This window comes from Chitinophagales bacterium (genome assembly GCA_020635995.1).
GTDB lineage: Bacteria > Bacteroidota > Bacteroidia > Chitinophagales > UBA8649 > JAFMKE01.
The window spans coordinates 274,422-297,562 of the sequence record JACJYS010000002.1 but is presented as its reverse complement, the minus strand read 5'-3'; the positions used below and the strand labels follow the sequence as shown (position 1 = coordinate 297,562).

The window sequence follows — 23,141 nt, the reverse complement described above, 5'->3', positions numbered from 1 at the left end:
ACCGCTTAGGTTTGGGGTGTTGAGGTTTTTCGGTTACAGAACATAGCAGACGTAATGCCATGGAGTTCCGCTATGGTGTTATACCGATTAGGAATATATAATAGTCCAATTTCGGTTGCACCTTATTGTACTAAATATATTGCTCTATCGGCATTTACCATTGTAAAACACAAAATAGATTAGACTATTTTGTGTTGACAATTGGCGTTAAACGAGTTTATCCAAGGGGTTTTAACCCCTTGTTTCAATTCAATTGTCTCAATTTATAGGGGGAGTTTTATCTTTTTTTCCTTTATTCTTTCAAGGGGTTGAAACCCCTTGGAGTTCTAAAAATCAACCTTAAATTTAAGGTTAAATCTTCTGTCTGTTAAATAGTTGGGTACGGCATATTTACTAAATGAGCCCGTGCGTGGGTCTAAGCCATCTATCCATATATAAGAAATGGTGTTTTCAATACCTAAAATATTATACACTTCAAATGATAACCAAATTTTATTTATATGCTTAAAGAAACTCTTAGGTACTTTTCCTTTAGCTTCTTTCTTTTCTATATCAAACAATAAAGCAGAAAAACCTATGTCAAATCTTCTATACGGAGGTATTCTGTAAGTATCTTTATATCTATTATTGTCGGGTGGGCCAAAAGGCAAGCCTGTTGCCACTATTAAATTCATGTGAACTTTTAAATAAGGAAACTTAGGAATGTAATCTTGAAAAAATAGAGCAAAGCTTAAACGCTGGTCGGTAGGGCGGGGGATATAGCCGGGAAAAACATTGCTAACAGAAAGTGTATCTTTTGTTTCGGCAGTAGTTTGTCCATTAGCATCTACTTTTGTTTTTCTAATATCGTAAGCTGTATAATAATCATCTCTTACGTCTTCTTCTCCTTTCATTATAGACATACTAATCCAGCTTTCAGCACCTTTTGCCAGTTCGCCATGTAGTCTAAAATCTACACCTGCCACGTAGCCTTTTGAGTTGTTTTTACCAAAATATCTGATTAATACATTGTCAAATTCATAAGGTACGGCATCCCAAATGTATTTGTAATAACCCTCTGTAGTAAACTTAAAGGGTCTGTTCCATGCTTTAAAAGCATAGTCAATTCCTGCTACAAAATGTGCAGATTTCTGCGATTTTAAATTGGTATTAACTTGCCCTTGCAAGTTTCTCATTTCTCTGTAAAAAGGTGGCTGAGCATACATTCCGGCTGCGGTGGTAAATACCACATCTGCTTTGGTTTTTGGTTTAAAAGCAAACTGCGTTCGTGGCGAAATTACCCATTCTTTATTTACATCCCAATACTGAAAACGCACGCCATAATTCCAAGTTACAATGCCTTGTTTGTCTATTCTCCAAGTGTCTTGTATGTAGCCACTAAATCGATTGCTTTTTAAATTAAATGGCTCAGGTTTTAGCACGTTAAACAACAAAACGGCAGTATCGGTGGTAGGCATAGAGTAGCCGGCAGAATCTCTGCGTTCCCATTCGCTAAGTTTATCTTCTATGAGTTCTCTTTTGTAGGTTAAGCCAAATTTTAGCTCATGTCTTTTTTTCTCATAAGTGCCTTTTATAGCACTTTGTATAACAGTGGTGTTTAGCTGGTTTCTTGCCCAATCATGAAAAGTGCCGGAACCTAAATCATTTTTTACTTCTCCTACGTTTTCTTTTGCCGGATCGGTTTCTATTTCTTGCAAATAATAATCGCCTATAATATCAAAATGTTCATTTTCTTGCATATTATAAACTCCTGCTAAGTATTTAAGCGTTAAGTTATCTCCTATTTTTTGATTTAAGCTTAAACCATTCATTAAAGATTGGTATCTGTCATCTTCTTGTCCTTCATAATAAACGGTAAACCTACTTTGAAAATTAATTAAACCAAATTCTGTAGAACGAGTGGAAGGCGTAAATAAAAATCTATTTCGGGCAAAATTTACCAAATATTCTATACTTAGTTTTTCATTTATTGCATAAGAAAAAAGCCCTTGTAAATCTATAAAAGACGGCACATACTGACCTTTGGTGTCTTGTCCGCTTAGCACCAACTTATTGGTTTTGTACCTAAAACCTAAAGTGTAAGTAAATTGCCTCGTTTTTTTGTTAGTGCCTTCTAAATGTATGTTTGCTCCCAGCAGACTTCCCATTACACTTCCGCCAAATTTCTTAGGTTTTCTGTAAGTAACATCTAATACCGAAGCCATTTTATCGCCATATTTAGCTTGAAAACCTCCCGATGAAAAAGTAAGATTATCTACCATATCGGGGTTTACAAAACTTAGTCCCTCTTGCTGCCCCGAACGGATAAGAAAAGGTCGGTATATTTCAAAATCATTTACATAAACTAAATTTTCATCAAAATTTCCACCACGAACCGAGTATGCAGAGCTTAGTTCATTGTTTTTTTGAACACCCATAAATGTTTGCAAGTAAGTTTCTACTCCGCCACTTATATTGGGCAAAGTTTCCGCTTTTTTTACATCTATTTTATCGGTGCTTATTATTTTACGCTCTTCTTGTTTTTCAAATATAACGTCAATATCATCTTGTTTTTTAACTACCAACTTCGCATCTAATATTTTTATTTCGTTGGGACTAAGTGTTATTATAAACTGCTGTTTATAGTAATTAAGCCCTTGAATACTTATTTCTATTTCTTTATTGGCTGGCAGTTGTAGTTCATAATTGCCGTTTTCATCGGTAACTGTACCTAATTTTAGTTTATTGGCAGTTACATTTACATAAGCGGCTTTTTCGTTAAACTCATCTAATATTTGCCCTTTGAGCGTAGCTGTTTGTGCCAATACACTTTGAGCCATCAACAAAAAAAGAGTAAATAAAATGAGCTGTTTAAACATGTGCAATATTAACGAGATTAAGCAAAGCTTAGTATTTTTTGCAGGCTTTTAATTGAGCAATATATTCTAATGGATTATTTGATTTAAAAACGGCACTACCTGCCACTAAACAATTAGCCCCTGCATTAAAGAGCGAAGTGGCATTTTCTGCATTAACGCCTCCATCTACTTGTATAATGGTATTTGTTCCTTTTTCTTTTATTATTTGTGTGGCTTCTTTAACTCTGGCTATAGTTTCGGGTATAAATTTTTGACCGCCAAAACCAGGATTTACCGACATAATAAGTAAAGTGTCTATTAAATGTAGTACATCTTTTATAACATGCACGGGTGTATGAGGATTAAGTACTAAGCCGGCTTTAGCTCCTGCATTTCTTATTTGGCTAAGCAAACTATGTATGTGCAAATTGCCTTCATAATGTACAGAAATACCATTGGCTCCGTCTTTTACAAATTGCTCAATATACCTTTCAGGCTTTACAATCATTAAATGAACATCAATAAATTTTGTAGTATTTTCTTTAACAGCTTTCAAAATAGGAAATCCAAAAGAGATATTAGGCACAAAAACTCCATCCATAACATCTACATGTACCCACTCTGCTTCAGAGTTTTGAATTAATTCAATATCTTGTTTTAAGTTGGCAAAATCTGCCGCTAATATAGATGGTGCTATAATGGCTGAGGTCATTTTTCAAATTGTTTGAAAACAAAAATACGGCATGAAAAAAGATTTTGACTAATTTAAGGCATAAAAACTAAAAGCGAGGTGGATTGAGAGTCCACCTCGCTTTTAAACTAACTAACTAAAACTAACAATTGAAATTTGCTTATCGCAAATTTACACCTATGAAAAGGTTTGTGTCGTTATGTACGCAAAGGAATAAATAAAGTTTCACTTTGAGTAAAAAAAATGAAATTATTTTTTTGCGTCTATTATTTCATGGTAAAATCTTATACCTATAGATGCCATTTTTTAGATTTTATACCAATTGTGAACACAAAAAGACTATTGCTATAAAACGAAAATGGTAAAGACTGAGAATCTTTACCATTTTCTAAACTAACTAACTAAAACTAAAACAATAGGTATAAAACCTACTATATTTTGAACAGTTTATGCAACTGTATATATTTTATACACAAAGAAAACGCAATTAGTTTCAGCGATATTACTTAAATCTACTTTTTAAGATTTATTTAACAATAATTAATCGTTGTTCTTTGGCAAAAGTGCTTTTCTTGATAAAACGTACTTTTTCTTTTTATCGTCAAATTTTACCAATTTAACTCTCATTTCATCGCCTACATTTATACCGGCTTCTTCTACATTATTAATTCTTGAATGAGAAAGCTCAGAAATATGCACTAAAGCTTCTTGCCCTGGCAAAAACTCAACAAATACTCCAAAATCTTTAATACTCTTTACTTTACCTTCGTAAATCTCTCCTATTTCCGGTTTTGCAGTTAAGCCTTTTATCCATTTTAAAGCAGCATCTATAGCCACTTTTCCCGGTCCATATATTTGTACTACACCTTCTTTGCCATCTTCTGTTATAGAAATAGTGGTTTCTGTAGTAGCTTGTATTTCTTGTATTACTTTTCCTCCTGTTCCTATCACAGCACCTATGGTATCGCCCGGTATTCTAATTTGTACTATGGTAGGTGTATGCGGTTTAAGCTCTTTATTAGGTTCGGCAAGGGTTTTCTTCATTTCATTTAGTATATGAAGTCTGCCTTCTTTAGCTTGGTTTAATGCTTTTTCTAATACTTCGTAAGGAAGTCCGTCAATTTTTAAATCCATTTGAACGGCTGTAATTCCTTTTTCAGTACCTGTTACTTTAAAGTCCATATCGCCAAGGTGGTCTTCATCTCCCAAAATATCGGAAAGCACTGCATAGCGAGAACCGTCAGTTACTAAGCCCATAGCAATACCTGAAACGGGTCTTTTTAATTGAACACCTGCGTCCATAAGTGCTAAACTTCCCGCACAAACTGTAGCCATAGAAGATGAACCATTGGACTCTAAAATATCAGATACTACTCTTATTGTGTATGGGTTTTCTTTTGGCAACATTCTTTTTAAAGCTCTATGAGCTAAATTTCCATGTCCTACTTCTCTTCGGCTTACACCTCTTGGCATACGAGCTTCGCCTGTAGAAAACGAAGGGAAATTGTAGTGCAACATAAAATTTTCAGTGCCACTAAAGAAAGCACCGTCTATAAGTTGCTCATCTGTTTTAGCACCTAAAGTAACAGAAGTTAAAGATTGGGTTTCTCCTCTTGTAAAAACTGCCGAACCGTGTGTTTTTGGCAAATAATCTACTTCACTCCAAATAGGTCTTATTTCGGTCATTTTTCTTCCGTCAAGTCTGCTTTGCGTTTCAAGCATTACTTCACGCACGGCTGCTTTTTGCGAAGCTTTAAAATATTGACCTATTAAAAATGCTTTTTCAGCTACTTCTTCTTCGCTAAGGGTTTCTTTAAATTCTTCTTTTACCGCATTAAACAGCTCACTTCTTTCTTGTTTATTAGCCAATCCTTTTCCTGCTATTTCTTTATATCTTTCAAAAGAGAATTTATGTATAGCATCTCTTAACTCTTCATCGTGTTTTTCGTGGCTATATTCTCTTGGTGTTCTGCCCACCGCTGCTGCTAATTCAAGCTGTAGCTTACATTGTTTTTTAATTTCATCATGAGCCAGTTTAATAGCTTCTGTCATTTCGGCTTCGCTGGCTTCGTCTAATTCGCCCTCTACCATTACTATATTTTTTTCAGTAGCGGCTACAATCATATCTATCGTTGCCTGCTCCAACTCATCTTTAGTTGGGTTAATAACGTAATTGTCATTTACTTTAGCTACACGCACTTCAGAAATTGGTTCAGGGAAAGGTATATCAGATACTTGAATGGCTGCCGATGCGGCTAAACAAGCTAAAGCATCCGGCATTACTTGTCCATCACTTGATATTAAACGTACAGTTACTACGGTATTAGCATGATAATCTTCCGGAAACATTGGTCGCAATGCTCTGTCTATTAATCTGCAAATAAGTACTTCATAATCTGAAGGGCGACCTTCTCTTCTTAAAAAGCCTCCGGGAATACTTCCTGTAGCCGAAAAATTTTCTTTATAATCTACCATTAGTGGCATAAAATCTACATCATCGCCAGCGGTTTTTTCCGATACTACTGTAGCCAGTATCATGGTATCTCCTTGTTTTAGCACCACAGCACCGTCTGCTTGCTTTGCTAATTTTCCTGTTTCTATTTCTATCGTTTGTCCATTACCAAGTGTAACGGTTTTTTTTATTCCTAAATTCATATTGTTATATCTTAAAATGAAAGATGCCACTGTAAAAAAAGTGGCATCTTTTTAAAAATTTGTATTGGATTATCTTCTTAATCCGAGTTTTTCTATCAACTCTCTGTATCTTACAATGTCTTTTTTAGCTATGTAAGCTAATAGTTTTCTTCTTTTACCAACCATTTTAGTTAATGCTTTGGTATTAGAGAAATCTTTTTTGTTCTTTTTTACATGCTCAGTAAGGTGTAAAATTCTTTCTGTTAATAATGCTACTTGAGCATCTACAGAACCTGTGTTGGTTTCAGCACCGCCAAACTCTTTAAACAATTCTTTTTTTCTTTCTGCTGTTACTTTTTCCATGATAATTTTTAACGTCTTCTTTTTTCAGACGGCAAAGATAGTACTTTTTTGGTATTAATTACATTTTCTACAGAATATATTTGTATGTTTTACCCATAACTACTTATTCTAATAATTACACTATTTATTCAGCCTGTTTATTTCTTCCTTAATATCTTCTATTACATTCATATTCATGATCACTTTTTTACCATTATTTTTTGCAGAATAAACATAAAAGACTTTCCCTCCAAATTCTTTTTCAAAATTTTGATGTGTTTCTTTTTGAATCTCTTGTTCTTTAAATATTTGTGGCAATTGAATTCCTTGATTGACCGGCTTTATTTGAATGCCAATATATTTTCCCTTTATTTGAATAAAAAAATCTACATTATATAATCTATCCCACTTATCTGGTGCTGGTTCTATCTTTTGATTTACGGCTTTTTCTAACTGTCCGTAAATTGTTTTTATTTCTGTAATGTATCCGTCAAACGTGCGGTTTATTACAAGATTTAGCATATAATCAATGCAATCTTCTTCCGTAATTTCCTCTACTTCAGCAGCAATAACTTCTGTTATTTTAACGTATAGTTTTTTGCCGAGTTCTATAATGTGTTCTTTGCTTCTTACATTTTCAAAGTAATAAACTTGCCATTCTTTTAGGCTTTTCGGTTCACATTCTCTTATATTTTCAGATGTTGCTCCAACATTTCGTTTAAAATTAAGTTGAAACCTATTCATAGCACTATTTAATATCCACTCTTTTGCCATCAATTATATTTTAAGAATTTTTCTTTGAATTTAAAATTTTGACTTTCATCTACTAAGGCAAGACCATTTTTAATTAAATGAGCATTTAAAAAAGTCTTGTTTTTTAAATATACATAAGCTAAAAGGTTGTTAGATTTATCGTGTTTTTGTTTATCAAACTTTAAAAATATTTGTTGATTATTTGTTTTCTCTCTTAAAAATTCTGTGGCTTTTCCATTTACTTCGGGATACTCTTTAACGCCAAGAAGACGGACAATTAAATCGTTATTTAATTTTATTAATTCAGGGCTAATGATTTCCTTAACCCGATAAAAGTTCTCGCGGTCTTTACTGTTTTTATCTAGCTTTGAGCCAAATTGTAATTTTTTAGGGTCAATTTTTTTATCAAAATTGTGAAAATCTTTAAAAACATACGGTAATTTTTTAATTTCTTTTTCAAAATCAGTATGTAATTTCTGCGTATGGAAATTAAAAGTGTGTTGTCTTAACTCGGGTGTTTTTATACCCAATTTTTTCTCAATAAGAGGTTTAAACTCATTATTTATTTCAAATCCTACAGAATTTCTGTTCAGTTTTTTAGCAGCAAGAGAAGTTGTACCACTTCCTAAAAATGGGTCTAAAACTGTATCTCCTACAAAAGAAAACATTTTTATTAATCTATGCGGCAATTCTTCTGGAAACATTGCAATGTGCCCATCTTGTCTTGCTCCACCAAAATTCCAATGCCCTTGAAAATATTGTTTCCACTCTTCTTTGGTCATACTAGACTGATTTTTAATTTCTTTACTCACTTTTTTAGGTGTGCCAAGCTTTTTAAAAATTAAAATAAATTCATAATCAATAGATAAAATACCATTTCTAGGGTTTGGGTAGCTCCCCATTAAAGACGCACCACCTGTGGTATTTGTGGTGGTTTGTTTTTGCCAAATAATAGCACCCATATAATCAAATCCTATACTTTCGCAAAACTTAATTATTTCTGTACGAATGGGAATAACTTTATATCTCCCGTAATAAACTGCTCTTGCAAATTGGTCGCCTATATTTACACAAAGCCTACAGCCGTTTTCAAGAACGCGATAGCACTCTTTCCAAACAAGATTTAAGTTGTTGATATAAGTTTCATAGTCTTCGTGGTATCCAATTTGATTTTCGGTTCCATAATCTTTCAGCTGCCAATAAGGAGGAGATGTAACCGCAAGCTGAACAGAGGAATCTGCAAGAAAATCCATTTGCCTACTATCTCCAATAATTATATCGTGTTTAAAATTTGATGCCATTAAACGAATTGTATAACTACAAAGTTACAATTTTTACTTTTACCTATTTGGCTTATTTCTTTTTTGCTAAACTTACACTTTCAACATTCGCAAGGCATCTACTACTTCTTTTTTTAGGTTTTTGCGTTCTACTATAAAATCTAAAAAGCCATGCTCTAATAAAAATTCTGAACTTTGAAAGCCTTCCGGCAAAGTATCTACTTTTAATGTTTCTTTTATTACTCTGGGACCGGCAAAACCTATTAATGCTCCCGGCTCTGCTATATTTATATCGCCCAGCATTGAAAAAGATGCCGAAACACCTCCTGTAGTGGGGTCGGTTAGCAAAGAAATATAGGGTATTTTAGCATTGGCTAATTGCGTTAGTTTAGCACTTGTTTTTATCATTTGCATTAATGATATGCCCGATTCCATCATTCTTGCTCCTCCACTTTTGCTTATAATTATTAGTGGGCAGTTATTTTCTATACAATAATCTATGGCTCTTGCTATTTTTTCGCCTACTACTGCTCCCATAGAACCACCTATATAGGCAAAATTCATGGCGGCTATTACTACTTTTTCGCCACCCATTTTGCCAGTGCAAACCTCCATAGCTTCTGTAGCTCCGGATTTTTCATTGGCTTCTTTTATACGCTGAGGATAGGTTTTTACATCTACAAAATTTAAAGTATCCTTGGGATATAAATTTTGGAATAGCAATTTTGGTCTTGAATTATCATCAAAAAACAAGTCAAAATATTCTTTAGGAAGCAGTCTTTCGTGATGCCCACAAGAAGCACACACACTTAGTTGCTCTTTAAACTCTACCTGAGGAACAGTGGTTTTGCATTTAGGACATTGGTATAAGACACCTTCCGGCATCTCTTTCTTATCTTTTGAAGAGGTGCGAATACCTTGTGTTATCCTTTTAAACCAATTTGACATACCTTAAAGTTAAAACAAACTTAATGTTAATTAAGCTATGGTTATTTCATCATTCAAATAAACATCTTGAATGGCGTTTAATAATTTAATCCCTGTTTTTAAATCTTTTTGAAAAGCTTTTCTTCCCGAAATCAAACCCATTCCTCCGGCTCTTTTATTTATAATGGCAGTTTCTACGGCATCGCCTAAGTCTGTTGCTCCACCCGATGCTCCACCGGAGTTTATTAAACCCACACGCCCCATATAGCAGTTTGCCACTTGGTAGCGACATAAATCTATTGGGTGGTCGGTACACAATTCATCATACATTTTAGGATGTGTTTTGCCAAAACCTATAGCCTTAAAACCACCATTGTTTTCCGGCAATTTTTGTTTAATAATATCGGCTTGTATGGTAACACCCAAATGATTAGCCTGCGATGTTAAATCGGCAGCAACATGATAATCTTTTCCGTCTTTTTTAAAGGCATCGTTTCTTACATAACACCATAAAATTGTAGCCATACCCAGCTCGTGAGCATAATCAAATGCCTCTGCTATTTCTACTATTTGTCGTCTGCTTTCTTCGCTACCAAAATATATAGTAGCTCCAACACCCACAGCTCCCATTTCCCACGCATTTTTAATGCTGCCAAACAATACTTGGTTATAAGAATTAGGATAAGTTAATAATTCATTATGGTTTATTTTTACTACAAAAGGAATTTTATGAGCATATTTTCTGCTTACCGATGCTAAAACGCCATAAGTAGAAGCTACGGCATTGCACCCTCCTTCTATGGCTAATTTTACTATATTTTCAGGGTCAAAATAATCGGGATTGGGAGCAAATGAAGCTCCGGCAGTATGCTCTATACCTTGGTCAACAGGCAAAATAGACACATAACCTGTTCCGCCCAATCTACCATGATTGTGTATGGCTGCTAAGCTGTTTAATACTTGATTACTTCTATTGCTATCTCTCCAAATATCATCTATAAAATTAGGCGAAGGCTTATGCAATCTATCTTTACTAATGGCAGGAGTTTTAAATTCCAACAAATTAGAAGCTCTACTTTCTCCTAATAATTTTACAATTTCTTGGGTGTTCATGCTTTTGTTTTAAGTTGGCACAAAATTAAAGAAATAATGGGAAATGAAAAGTATTAAAGATGAAAGAGTGTATTTAATATCGTTTAGCAATATATATAATCGTCCAATATCGGTTTCTGTCAAAACATAGGAAACATTCGTGCGTTATTAAAAAGGTTCTTGTTAGATAGAACAGAAAGACGTATGGTGTTGGTTTCTATTCGTCTTTTTGGGTGGAGTGCAACGTAGCGAAGAATCTCTCATGAGTCTTCTGTTTTGCTTCACTTAACTGCCGTAGAGGCATTTAACAAAACATTTTTTAAAAAGGAAGCCGTAAACATTCGTGCCACCATTTCAGTTGGTGGCACGAGTAATTTTTTAAACTTTTAATTAAATAAGTTTACCTTTGGTAATTGAAATAAGTATTAAAAGAATGAAGATTAAAATTGTTTTTGTGTTTGTATTGTTGTCGTTTTATTTTGCTAATGCTCAAACCGAACCTACCAACCAAGCTACCAACTTAAATTTTAGCAATATAAAAACCTATAAAGCATCTATGAGTTTTTCGCCCAGTGATGCAGATGGCTATTTGGTGGTAATTAATAAAAATCAAGTAAATTTTACCCCTACAAATAATACCAGCTACCAAACTGGCGAAATAATAAATGGAAACAGAATTGTAAAAAGTAGTGCCAGCACTTTTTTCTTTGTAAAAAACTTAATGCAAAACAATACTTACCAAGTTTCAATTTTTGCATACAACCAAAGTGGTAGCAATATTACTTATAAAACAGACAATCCTTTGGTAGGTACTTTTACTACCGCCAGCGATTTTTATGGAGGCTATTATAGTGGTATAGATGTAGATGCCAGCAATGTAATTAATCAATTTACCAATTTAATACAACCCCACACTCAAGTGCCGTACAGCCAGTTTGACGAAACCATAGTAGCTGACTTTTTTGAATACGACACGGTAATAAGTGGCAGTACCCAACACTATGTAGAATGTCAGTACAGTGGCGAAAAAAGAATTTATACAGGCACATTTGCTTTTGTTTCTCCTTCTCCTGCCTATAATAGAGAGCATAGAGTACCTTTTACGTGGATGAACTTTCAAGGGGTAAGCAGAAGTGATTTTGAACAATTTGATGAAGGTTGCGATTTGCACGCTTTAGAATTAACTAATGGAGATGTAAACTCTTCAAGGAGTAATTATGCTTTTGGAGATGTAGCAGGCAACCCGTGGAGCGATTCCTACTTAATGTACACTAAAGGGCGAGATGCTAACAATATTATAGTGGCAGAGCCACGCCCCGATAGAAAAGGCGATATAGCCCGAGCTGTTTTTTATATAATGCTAACCTACAATGGCAAGTACAGCCAAAACTGGGGTATGGATAATTTATTGTCGGAAGCATCTACCCAAGATTTGCAAACTTTAATAGACTGGCATTTTGCCGATTTGCCGGACGATTTTGAAAAAACACGCCATAGCTATGTTTACGAAAAGCAAGGCAATAGAAATCCTTTAATAGATTTTCCGGAGTTGGTTAACTGTATAGATTTTAGCGATATGACTAAAAGAGCTACCTGCAATGTAGTAATAAGTGGTATAAAACCGAGCGTAAAAGCAGAAATGGGTGCTTACGTTTATCCAAACCCAAGCGAAGGCACACTATATTTTAAAGAATTAAAAGCAAAAGACGTAAAAACTATACATATATATAATATGCTGGGTGCAGAAGTATATAATTTTAGTTTTAATGAAGATAGTGTAAATGTTAGCAACTTGTCTAAAGGTGCGTATATGATAAGTATAGAAAGTAAAAACAAGCAGTTTATTTCTAAATTCTTGTTAAAGTAAAATTTAATTAATAATTTGCTTACATAGCTCTGCAAATTTGTTATTATATTTGTAGAAAATAAACTTATTACTATGAAAAAAATTTATTCTTTGTTATTGATAGTAGTCTCTCTGCTGTCAGTAAACTTAATTAATGCACAAACGGTATGGATTAATGAGATTCATTATGATAACGCAGGTGCCGATGTAGATGAAGGTATAGAAATAGCAGGGATGGCAGGTACAGATTTATCATGTTATGCTTTGATGTTATACAATGGTAGTGATAACGAACTATATGGAACAAACGATTCTATTGTTTTAAGTGGCACTATTGACGATGAAGGATGTGGTTTTGGTGCTGTTTGGTTTGGCTTGCCATCAAATGGGCTTCAAAATGGCTCTCCTGATGGTATTGGTCTATGGAATCACTGTACAAATACTGTTGTACAATTTTTAAGTTATGAAGGTGTAATAACAGCAGGAGATGGTCCGATGATAGGTTTAACATCTGAAGATATAGGCGTTTTTGAAAGTACTTCAGCTCCTGTTGGTGGTTCTTTACAATTAACCGGTTCAGGGTCAACTTATGCCGATTTTAGTTGGGACAGCTTAGGTGTTCATACGAATGGAGACCTTAATACCAACCAAAATTTTTGTGGTCCTCAAATCAACCTTCAAACTTCAAGTTTCACAATTGGAGAAGGAGCAGGAACAACGCCTGTTACTAATTTAATAATTAACCCTGTTAGTGCTTCAGCTACTTCTGTAGAAATACACTTAACAGGAGGAACAGGAGATGCAAGCGATTTAGATTTAACAGCTTGGGGTGGCAGTTTCCCTGTTACTGTACCAATTACCGCTGGTAGCGACACTTTATTTGTGCCTGTTACACCTAATGATGATGCAGTATATGAAGGAACAGAAACATTACAATTCACATTGCGTAATCCGGGAACAGGTTTAACTTTAGGTCCGGATTCAGTATTTACATTAACCATTACAGATAATGAATTGCCACCAGACACAACAGTTTCTGCAAATCCTAATTTTGTATCAGCAAATGAGAGTGACGGAACAGTAGATTTAAGTTTTGATATTAGCCAATTAAGTGCTACTGGTACAACTTTTACTGCCGATGTGGCTCTTGTAAGTGGTAACGCTACTGACTTAGGAAACTATACTGCTCAAACAGTTTCTTTTACTCCAACAGGTGCTACTACTCAAAATGTAACGGTTTCTATAACAGACAATGCTGTAGTAGATGGCGATAGAACTTATGTTTTTCAATTAACAAACTTAAGCACAGGTTTAACATTAGGTGCAAACGAATTTGATACATTAGTAGTAATGGATGATGACGTACCTACAGGAGATTTGGCAACAGTTGGAGCTGATGACGGAAATGGAAATGCTGTAAATCTTGGTCAACAATTTTTAGTTACAGGTATTGTTAATAGCCCTGACAGAGGCTATAATGCTTTGGAGTTTTCATTTCAAGATGCTACCGGGGGTATGAGTTTTTATTCAAGTGTAGCACCATTTAGTACTATGTCTGTTGCTGTAGGAGATGAAATAGAAGTAGTAGGAAATGTTGGGGCTTATAAAGGTATTACTCAAATGGTAGATATTCAATCTTTGAACATTCTAAGTAGTAATAATGCTTTAGATACTTTAGTGGTTACAGAAGTAACAGAAGATAATGAATCGGAATTGATTAGAATAAATAATTTAACTTTAGTAGATGCATCTCAATGGGTTTTTAATAGTGGTAATGACCCTAATGGATTTACTGTAGAAGCACAAGATGTAAATAGCAATATTGTTCTTATACGAATTGATAGAGATTATGTAGATTTATTTAATTCAGATGCCCCATGTGGAACTTTTGACATAGTGGGTGTCGCTATTCAAATTGATGAAGATTCTGCATTTACCGATGGTTATCAAATTTTACCAAGATTTTTAAGTGATATTATTGCAGATCCTTGTCCAGAAGTAGTTTACACCATAGCACAAGCTACAGAAGTAGATACTAATGGCGATGCTGTACTAAACGGTGTAGATATGGTTTTAAAGGGAATTGTTACTTCACCAGATTTTAGAGCTAATCAAAATGGTGTTGAATTTACTTTTGCCGATAATACAGGTGGTATTTGGGCTTACACAACCGATTCATTAACAGCCTTAGGCTATACTCCTGTAGTAGGAGATTCTGTAGTGGTTTATGGTAATGTAGGTACTTCAAGCGGAGCAAATAGAATTTATATAGATTCTGTAGCTTCTTTAGGTGCTGCTACTCCTTTTACACCAGTTGTTGTTACCGTAGCTTTAGATGAAATTCATGAAGCAGAGTTAATAAAAATAGAAAACTTAACATTAAACGGAACATGGCAGTCAAGTGGCACTTCTTATAATGTTAGTGCTACAAGCGATGGAGGTATTACTTACGATATTAGAGTGGACGTTGACAGATCAGAGTTATATAGTGTTCCTTTAACATCTTCAAATAAATTTAACCTAACAGGCGTGGGTGCACAATACGATCCTTCTGCTCCAAGAACAGACGGTTATCAAATAATGCCTCGTTTTGCTAGTGATATAGAAATAGTATCTGCTATTAAAGACATTACTTTAAACAACCTAACCATAAGCCCTGTGCCGGCTAAAGATAAATTAACCATTGCTTTTGATTATGATGCTAATGAAACAGCTACCATAAGCATAGTAGATGTAATGGGTCGTACAGCTTTAACACATGGTGTAGCGTTAGCTAATGGCTTAAATACAAATACTTTAAATGTAGCCAGCCTTACTACCGGATTTTATGTAGTTAAAATTCAAACAGCTAAAGGTGTATCTACAAGCAATATTACCATTAAATAATACCTAAGCGGTATAAATTGTAATATAAATATTTAGAGAAAAGGCTACCAATTGGTAGCCTTTTCTTATTTTTACAAAAATCATTTAGTGCTCCACTTGTGGAGAAAATGCAAGAAGATGTTATGTCAAAACTAACAAAGCAAGACTACATAAAAGGAATATTAGACGGCAATACTATTGTGCTTAGCCGTGCCATTACTTTATTAGAAAGCACTAAAGAAGAACATTATACTTTAGCCCAAGAAATATTACAGCAAATATTACCAAAAACAGGAAATGCAAAAAGAATAGGGATAACAGGAGTGCCGGGCGTAGGTAAAAGCACTATTATAGAAGCTTTAGGTTTAAAAATATTAGAAGATAAAACTAATAAAATAGCCGTATTGGCTATTGACCCCAGTAGTCAACTTAGTAAAGGGAGCATACTGGGTGATAAAACAAGAATGGAACTTCTTAGTGCAAACTCTAATGCTTATATAAGACCAACTTCTGCCGGCAATAAACTGGGTGGCGTAAGCCGAAAAACCCACGAAACCTTATTGCTTTGCGAAGCGGCAGGATTTAACCATATTATAATAGAAACCGTAGGTGTGGGGCAAAGCGAAACCGCTGTAAATGCTATGGTAGATTGTTTTTTGCTTTTATTATTGCCGGGGGCAGGAGATGAGCTACAAGGTATTAAAAGAGGAATTATGGAAATGGCAGACATTATAGCGGTAAATAAATCTATTGAAAACGAAAAAGTAAGCCCACAAGCCACTAAAGCACGAAAAGAAATAAATACAGCACTTCATTATTTTCCTTCAAAAGAATTTTCGTGGATTACAAAAGTGCTTAATGTAGATGCTTTAAAAAACTACAATATAGATAAATTACAAGAAACCATAGACAATTTCTTTAGCCACCAAAACCAAAAAAGGTATTTAAAAAAGAGGAGAAACTATCAAGATGTTTCCCGATTAGAAGAAACTATCAACCAAACTATATTGCAAAATTTTTATGAAAACGATATGGTAAAACAAGAATTAACTAAATGGAAACAAGAAATAGTAGCAGGAAAAACAACATCTTACCAAGCTGCTGAAAAAATTATTTTAAATCTGAAATCTAAAGGATAAAAGAATAAAAAAAAGAGAGATACAATCGGTATCTCTCTTTTTGGTTTGGTTTGTATAATGTGTGTTATACCAATTGTTAACACAAAATAGTCTAATCTATTTTGTGTTTTACAATGGTAAATGCCGATAGAGCAATATATTTAGTACAATAAGGCGAAGCCGAAATTGGACTATTATATATTCCTAATCGGTATTATTGTCTTTTATTTCAAAAACAGTTTTCCTCTGTAAAAATCTTGTTTGTGGGTAATACTATAAAAATAATAGCCTAAATTGTTATTAGTTTTTATACTATTTATACTGTTTCCTGCAAGTTGTTGTGTTATTATTTTTTGACCTTGAAGATTGTATAACTCAAATGTTGAATTGCTAAAATCTTTACGGCTTAAATCTACAATAATATTATTATCAGTAGCATAAACTTTAAAATCGGTATTTCGCATATCTATTATTCCTACAGAATTTTTTTCCGTTACGGTTACTTTCACTTGGTTGCTTGTAAAAGTTGTGCCCATTATTATAGCTTCGCATTGAATATAATATACGCCCGTATCAGCAAAAAGAGGTGTGTAGGTATTATTTGTTTCCGGAGTGCTAAAACTGTTAAATGTTCCTGTGGCAGTAGTGTTGTATTTCCACTCAAGGCTTTCTATAGTAAAAGTTCCCGCATTTGCAGTTAATGTATTGCCGTTTTCTTCTTGTTCTATTGTTTGAGCAGCAAAAGGTGTTATTTTTAATTCCGGACCATTTTCTACAATGAAAATAACCATATTACTGGTTTTGGTTATGCCGTTAAATGTAGATTCGCATATAACATAGTACCATCCTGCATCTTCAAAAGTAGGCACCAAATAAGTGTCTGTTTGTGGTGTGGCAAAACTCTGGAAAGGAGCACCTAATTGTCTGTTAAATTTCCATTCTCTTGAGTCGGCAGGCTGACTTTCTATAGCAAAAAGTGTATCACCGGGTATGTATTCAATTAAATGCTGAGTAGAATCTGGTGTAATTGTTACCCCAATATCCATTACCGTAATTTCTACTTCGTTAGAAGTATAAACTGTGCCACTCATAGTGCTTTCGCAAATAATATAGTATGTGCCGGCAGTACTAAAATTTGGTGTATAGTTACTTCCGTTTTCAGTTGGCGAAAAAGATTGGTATGCTCCACCTTGTGTAGTACTATATTTCCATTCTCTTGCTGTGGGCGTTATGGTTTCATTGGCGGTTAGCATAGCTCCGTCATTATTTACTTCTATTGTTTGGCTTCCCGAAGGAGTTATTGAAATAGAAGGTGTAGAACTTTGCAATACGTTTATTTGCACTTCATTAGAGACGGTTGTCGCTGTTCCTATTTTAGATTCGCAGACAATATAATAAGTATCAATAGCAAAAAATAGTGGCGTATAGCTCATGCCTGTTTCGGCAGTGGCAAAAGATTGATACGGACCACCCTGTGTAGTGCTGTATTTCCATTCTCTTGATGTTGCTGATGGAGATTCGCTTACGGTTAAAGCTATGCCTGCTTGATTTTGAAATACTGTTTGCGTAGCAGTAGGTGCAATATTATTTGTAAATGGATTTACCGTAATTTTAACTTGATTAGAACGAGTTATCGTACTTCCATTATTAGATTCGCAAACTACATAATAAATACCCGCATTGGCAAATAAAGGCGTATATGACGCTCCTGTTTGAGGCGTAGAGAAAGAAGTATATCCACTTCCCGAAGTAGTAGAATATTTCCATTCTCTTGCTGTAGGTGTAAAATTTTCTGAAACGTTTAGTGTTGTTCCTGCTTGGTTTTCTACAATAGTTTGATTTGCTGAAGGCGAAACCGTTACTACAGGATTATAAATAAATTGCAAATCATCTACAAAAACTTCATCATTTGCAGCACCTCCACCAGGTGTTTTGTTGGTAGTGATAGTTATTAAAATATACAGAGCATTTGTAGCCGGATAGTTGTAATCAAAAGGGATAGAAATTCTTTGCCAGCTTCCACCGGTATTAAAATTATAATTTGCTTTACCTACTACGTGGGCAGGAGCATTAGCATCAGATGTTTCCGGATCTCTATAATCATAATTGTCATGAATAGTAGCCGCTATTCTTGCTTGCTCAGAAGAGTTAGAAAGATTAGATTTTGCCCATATTACCAAACTGTCCGGATACCCGGTAAAAGGTTGATTAAAAGAAGCATTGCTTCTAATAGTTTTGTTATGATTTGCTGAAGAGGAAGCGGAAGTGCCACCTGCCTGAATTTGCCCTGTGGTCATAGTTCCATTAGCTATAACGCCACCAAAAGCACTTGTAGCCCATATTCTTGTAGAATACGTACCTGAAGAACCGGGTCTTTTATCGGTAGATCTTTCTATTTTTTGATTATTTACAAAACCGGCATAAGAGCCTCCTGCTGTTCTAAAAGAACTCCAGCCTACGGGTTCTTGGTCTGATGATCCGGCATTATCCCACTGCTCAAAACCTAAGTTAACAATTTGGGTTTGAGCAAAGCTAATATTAGCTATAATTAAAAAAGGGATAATGAAATAAAGGTATTTTTTTATCATAAGATTGTTTTTAAGCTACAAAAATAGAATTTATCAAATATGTGAAAGTCCAGATTTTGCGTAATAAAGTCCGAATAATGGATTTATTACATTAGTGTCAAGAACTTAGTTTACCATTATTTTAGTGTAGGCAAACTGTTTTTTATCATTCATTACTTTTATAAAATAAGTACCAATGCCTAATTCATTTTTGTATATTTTAAATTGATTGTTATCAAATTCTTTATGGTAAACCAATTCGCCTATAATGTTGTAAATTTCTACTTTTAAATTATTGCCTAAGCCCGTTACACTAACATCGGCATAATCTTTCATAGGGTTTGGTGCAATGTTTAAAGCATTATTAACGTATAAATCTCTAACGGAAGAGATGTAATAATTTATTTCTACTTCTTTAGTGAAAGTTGACGTGCCACAGTCATTTTCGGCTGTTAAAGTTACATTGTAAATACCATTGGCTTCAAAAGTGTGGGTGGCTAAATTAGTAGAAGTAGTGTCATAATTTCCGTCATTAAAATCCCAATAATAAGTAGTAGCATTTACATCCGGGCATAAAAAGTTGTAAACAGAATCATTATTCGCAAAAACAATATTTGCCACAGGCAAAGTAGCTTCACTTATTTGTATAGGCAATGAAGTTACTACACAGTTGTTTGTGTCGGTGGCGGTTAAACTAATAGCACCGGAAGTACTCACATAAATAGAATCTGTAGTTTGTCCATTACTCCAAATGAAATTAGTATAATTCCCATCGGCATAAAGTAATACGCTATCGTTTTCGCAGTAAGCATAATTATTAGGATAGCTTAAAATAGAAGCGTTATAAGGTGCGGTAGGGTTTATAGTAACAGAAGTAACTTTTTCGCATCCGTAAGCATTTTTTACATAAGCATAATAAGTGCCTGCACTTAGGTTGTTTTTTGTGTTTCCTGTTGTGCCATCAAACCACTCAACGGTGTAAGGTGGTTTTGGTCCTTGTATGTTTAGTGTAGCAGTACCGTCATTGCCACCGGCACATGTTGGGTTAGTAGCTACCGGAGTAACTTTGTAATCTACATAAGTTTTTGTTAAGCTAAAAGTGTCAATAATATTATTCTCATCATTTATTACATCATATCTAACGGTATTGCTATCTACATAATATTTTACGTACATATTATCTATTATAGATTTTAGTATTTCGGGGTTACTTGCATTTTGCGAGTTTCCCGCTACGTCTCCGGCTCCACCGGAAGTTATATACCACACACCATTTTTATAGGCTTGTTCGTACAAATGAGAATGACCTACTAAAACAAAATCCACACCGTATTGCTCAAATAAAGGCACTAAATATTGGCGAACCATTAAATTGCCTTCAAATTGATAATAATCGCCACCTAAAGAATTGGGTAAATAGTAATCTGCTCCCCAATAATTAGTCCACGGTCCTTCGTGAAAATAGACAAAAACCCACTTTTTGTCATTGCATTTTAGCTCATCTTCTAAAAACTGATATTGAGGCGAGCCGGGTCTAAAATCTGTCCAATATCTTTGGTCTATAGGTAGTTGATTAATAGGAACGGTAGTCGGGTCGTAAGGGGTTATTACATCTAAGGCTATAAATTTTGCATCGCCCCACGTAAATGAATAATATCTTTCTGAGTTTTCTGCATTATTATGTGGTAAATGAAACTCTGCCACATAAGTTGCTCCGTTATCGGCATAAGTATCGTGGTTTCCTATGGCGGTGTAGTGGCATTCTCTTGATAACATTTTTGTGGTAGTACCATTGTTATAAACATCAAAAAATATATCGTCATAATTATCGCCACCACTGCCGGGCGTAACGTGTGGTACACCGCCTTGGTCAACATCTCCACACACTACGGCAAACTCTGCACTATCTGCTTCCATTAATGCACCTATTTCGTGCTGTGCAGTAGAGTTAAAACCACAATCGCCATATTGTATAAAAGAAAAATTTTGGTCAGTGCTGTCTTTTGCCGTATTGAAATATTCTTCTGCTAAAACCGTATTTCCTGTAAGAATTTGGTAGTAATATTTAGTGTCTTTTTGTAAGCCTGTTAGCGTAATAGCATGATGTTTTGATGCTCCACTTTCTAAAATACTATTGTCTAAATTGTTAGGATTTAAACCATATTTTACTCTGCCAATTACGGTGTTATCAGTTTTCCACGCTATAATGGTACTGGTTTGCGTGGTGCTTTGTATGTATGGATACCTGTTTAGTTGTGAAAAAAGATGTGAGCAAATAAATACCAAAAAGATAGAAATAATAAACCGCATTGACTTACATTAAAAAAAGTGAAAGCCAAAGTTAAGTAATTGTTACTATTTTATCTTATTCTAACATATAATTACCTTATTTTTAACTTTTGATGTTAAAGTTTTAAGCAATAAATTTATATCCTACGCCTCTTACACTATGAAAATGCTGTGGATTTTTGGCATCTTTTTCAAAGTATTTTCTAAAAGAAAGAATAAAATTATCTATTGTTCTTGTAGAAGGATATACATCATAACCCCAAACATATTGTAGTATTTGCTCTCTTGAAACTACTTGATTTTGCCTGTCAATTAGGAGTTTTAAAAGGGCACTTTCCTTTTTTGTTAAATTAATAGTTTCTCCTTGGTGTGTTTTAGCTTCAAAAGTGCTAAAGTTTATTTTATTTCCCCCAAAAGTGTAGCTGTTTATAGTTAGCTCATTTTCGGTCCCTTTAAAACTGTGTTTTATTAAAACTTTGGTTCTTAAAAGTAGTTCTTCAAGATTAAAAGGTTTGGTTAAATAGTCGTCTGCACCCAGTTTTAACCCTTCTATTTTATCTTTGCCGGTATCTTTTGCGGTTAAAAACAAAATGGGCGTTTCTTGGTCTGTTAATCTTATTTTTTCGCATACGTCAAAGCCATTTACTTCCGGCATCATTACGTCTAATATAACTAAATTAAAACGCTGGCTTCCAAATTTATCTAAGGCTATTTTGCCATTAATGGCTTCTTCTACTTCGTAGCCTTCTATTTCAAGGTTAAGTTTTATGCCGTCACGTAGTGTTTTTTCATCTTCTGCTAATAATATTCTGGGAGTTAACATGGCTGCAATTTTTATTTGTTATTGAATAGTATATATTATTTACGTAAAGAAATGTTAAAAATTTCACATTCATTGTCATGAATTAGTCATAAAATTCAACAATAAAGATACTACCTGTCGGTTTATTGTCTTTTACGCTTATTTTTCCATTATGAAATTTAACCAATTGGCTCACTAAATATAAACCTAAACCCGTACCTTTTGTACTTCGGGTATCTTCATTTCCTACTCTATAAAATTTATCAAAAATTTTATGTTTTTCGCTGTCCGATATGCCTTTGCCGTTATCGGCTATTTTTAGCTCTATTTTCTGTTTAGTGTTCTTTTGTAGCGTTATATCTACTATTGGCTTGTTGCTATATTTTATGGCATTGTCTATTAAATTTATAATTATAGAATTTAAGCTAAGCATATCTCCATTTATAAAAACTTCTTCTTGTACATCTTCATTTATTTCTACGTCTTCTCTATGTTTGTAAGTGGTGGTTATGTCTTTAATTATATGACTTAGATTTAGCTTGTTTTTATTAAAACCAAGGGTGTTGTTTTCAATTTTTGCGGCTAAAAGTATGTTTTCTACTAAATTGCTCAGCCGGTTTACTTCTTGCAAAGAAGCCTCTAAAAGTTCGTTTTGTTTGGGTTTAGGCAAGTCCCTATTTTTTACGGTTTCATTCATTAGTTTTATACTTGCCAGTGGCGATTTCAGCTCGTGCGTAATAGAAAGCAGGAAGTTTTTTTGTTGAAGAGCTAATTTTATTTCTTGCTGAAATGATTTATATATTTTAACTATGCCAAAAAGTAAAACAATAATAAAGACAGAACCTTCGGTTATAATCATTGTTTTTTGGCGTTTAAAATGTGCATCAAGGTTTTTAAAATCTTCTGTAAGAAAATAATCTTTTATTTCTTTATTGGTGTTTTGCTCGTACTGTATGCTTTTAAGATTTACTAAATCGGAGTAATGCTGGGCTGTTTTGGTATATAATAAATAGCTCCACCAAAAAACAAAGGCAAATACATAGATAATGATAAGGTAAAATAGTAGATATTTAGTATTGTCTTTGTCTTTAAACATAT

Annotated in this window: 15 protein-coding genes; 3 read left to right on the top strand and 12 right to left on the bottom strand. The window is 34.2% G+C overall.

Going from position 1 to position 23,141, the window contains the following annotated elements; all coding sequences use genetic code 11:
- Window positions 1-326: 326 nt before the first annotated feature.
- The 8 genes from H6578_05335 to H6578_05300 all read right to left on the bottom strand — a co-directional run bounded on the left by H6578_05335 (window position 327) and on the right by H6578_05300 (window position 10,577).
- Complete coding sequence (locus H6578_05335; GenBank protein MCB9226574.1) at window positions 327-2,858, bottom strand: TonB-dependent receptor; 2,532 nt, start codon at window positions 2,856-2,858, stop codon at window positions 327-329.
- 28 nt (window positions 2,859-2,886) lie between these two features.
- Window positions 2,887-3,549, bottom strand: coding sequence for a ribulose-phosphate 3-epimerase (gene rpe / locus H6578_05330; protein ID MCB9226573.1), 663 nt, complete (start codon window positions 3,547-3,549; stop codon window positions 2,887-2,889).
- Window positions 3,550-4,068: 519 nt separating this feature from the next.
- Window positions 4,069-6,183, bottom strand: a complete 2,115-nt coding sequence (locus tag H6578_05325; GenBank protein MCB9226572.1) for a polyribonucleotide nucleotidyltransferase — start codon at window positions 6,181-6,183, stop codon at window positions 4,069-4,071.
- Between the two features lie 69 nt (window positions 6,184-6,252).
- The gene (gene rpsO / locus H6578_05320) at window positions 6,253-6,525 is read right to left on the bottom strand and encodes a 30S ribosomal protein S15 (GenBank protein MCB9226571.1); all 273 of its coding nucleotides are present in this window, start codon (window positions 6,523-6,525) and stop codon (window positions 6,253-6,255) included.
- Between the two features lie 120 nt (window positions 6,526-6,645).
- Window positions 6,646-7,278 carry an MjaI family restriction endonuclease gene (locus tag H6578_05315; protein MCB9226570.1) on the bottom strand — a complete coding sequence of 211 codons (633 nt, stop codon included), beginning with the start codon at window positions 7,276-7,278 and terminating at the stop codon, window positions 6,646-6,648.
- Complete coding sequence (locus H6578_05310) at window positions 7,278-8,510, bottom strand: thermonuclease family protein (GenBank protein MCB9226569.1); 1,233 nt, start codon at window positions 8,508-8,510, stop codon at window positions 7,278-7,280. The genes H6578_05315 and H6578_05310 overlap by 1 nt, the downstream gene beginning before the upstream one ends.
- A 120-nt stretch (window positions 8,511-8,630) precedes the next feature.
- Window positions 8,631-9,485 carry an acetyl-CoA carboxylase, carboxyltransferase subunit beta gene (accD, locus tag H6578_05305; GenBank protein ID MCB9226568.1) on the bottom strand — a complete coding sequence of 285 codons (855 nt, stop codon included), beginning with the start codon at window positions 9,483-9,485 and terminating at the stop codon, window positions 8,631-8,633.
- Between the two features lie 30 nt (window positions 9,486-9,515).
- The gene (locus H6578_05300) at window positions 9,516-10,577 is read right to left on the bottom strand and encodes a class I fructose-bisphosphate aldolase (protein MCB9226567.1); all 1,062 of its coding nucleotides are present in this window, start codon (window positions 10,575-10,577) and stop codon (window positions 9,516-9,518) included.
- Window positions 10,578-10,989: 412 nt separating this feature from the next.
- Here H6578_05300 and H6578_05295 point away from each other — a divergent pair, with 412 nt between their 5' ends.
- The 3 genes from H6578_05295 (at window position 10,990) to meaB (ending at window position 16,406) form a co-directional block, all read left to right on the top strand.
- Window positions 10,990-12,423, top strand: coding sequence for an endonuclease (locus tag H6578_05295; GenBank protein ID MCB9226566.1), 1,434 nt, complete (start codon window positions 10,990-10,992; stop codon window positions 12,421-12,423).
- A 72-nt stretch (window positions 12,424-12,495) separates the two neighbouring features.
- Window positions 12,496-15,288: a T9SS type A sorting domain-containing protein gene (locus tag H6578_05290; GenBank protein MCB9226565.1), complete on the top strand. Its 2,793-nt coding sequence runs from the start codon at window positions 12,496-12,498 to the stop codon at window positions 15,286-15,288.
- Between the two features lie 122 nt (window positions 15,289-15,410).
- Window positions 15,411-16,406 carry a methylmalonyl Co-A mutase-associated GTPase MeaB gene (gene meaB / locus H6578_05285; protein MCB9226564.1) on the top strand — a complete coding sequence of 332 codons (996 nt, stop codon included), beginning with the start codon at window positions 15,411-15,413 and terminating at the stop codon, window positions 16,404-16,406.
- A 203-nt stretch (window positions 16,407-16,609) separates the two neighbouring features.
- Here meaB and H6578_05280 read toward each other — a convergent pair whose 3' ends face one another.
- From H6578_05280 to H6578_05265, 4 genes are all read right to left on the bottom strand, one after another.
- Window positions 16,610-18,973, bottom strand: coding sequence for a hypothetical protein (locus H6578_05280; protein ID MCB9226563.1), 2,364 nt, complete (start codon window positions 18,971-18,973; stop codon window positions 16,610-16,612).
- Between the two features lie 105 nt (window positions 18,974-19,078).
- The gene (locus H6578_05275) at window positions 19,079-21,262 is read right to left on the bottom strand and encodes a metallophosphoesterase (GenBank protein ID MCB9226562.1); all 2,184 of its coding nucleotides are present in this window, start codon (window positions 21,260-21,262) and stop codon (window positions 19,079-19,081) included.
- 103 nt (window positions 21,263-21,365) lie between these two features.
- Window positions 21,366-22,064 (bottom strand): response regulator transcription factor, encoded by a 699-nt coding sequence (locus tag H6578_05270; protein MCB9226561.1) that lies wholly within the window; start codon window positions 22,062-22,064, stop codon window positions 21,366-21,368.
- 82 nt (window positions 22,065-22,146) lie between these two features.
- Entirely contained in the window at window positions 22,147-23,139 is a 993-nt protein-coding gene (locus H6578_05265; GenBank protein MCB9226560.1) for a HAMP domain-containing histidine kinase, read from the bottom strand.
- Window positions 23,140-23,141 lie beyond the last annotated feature (2 nt).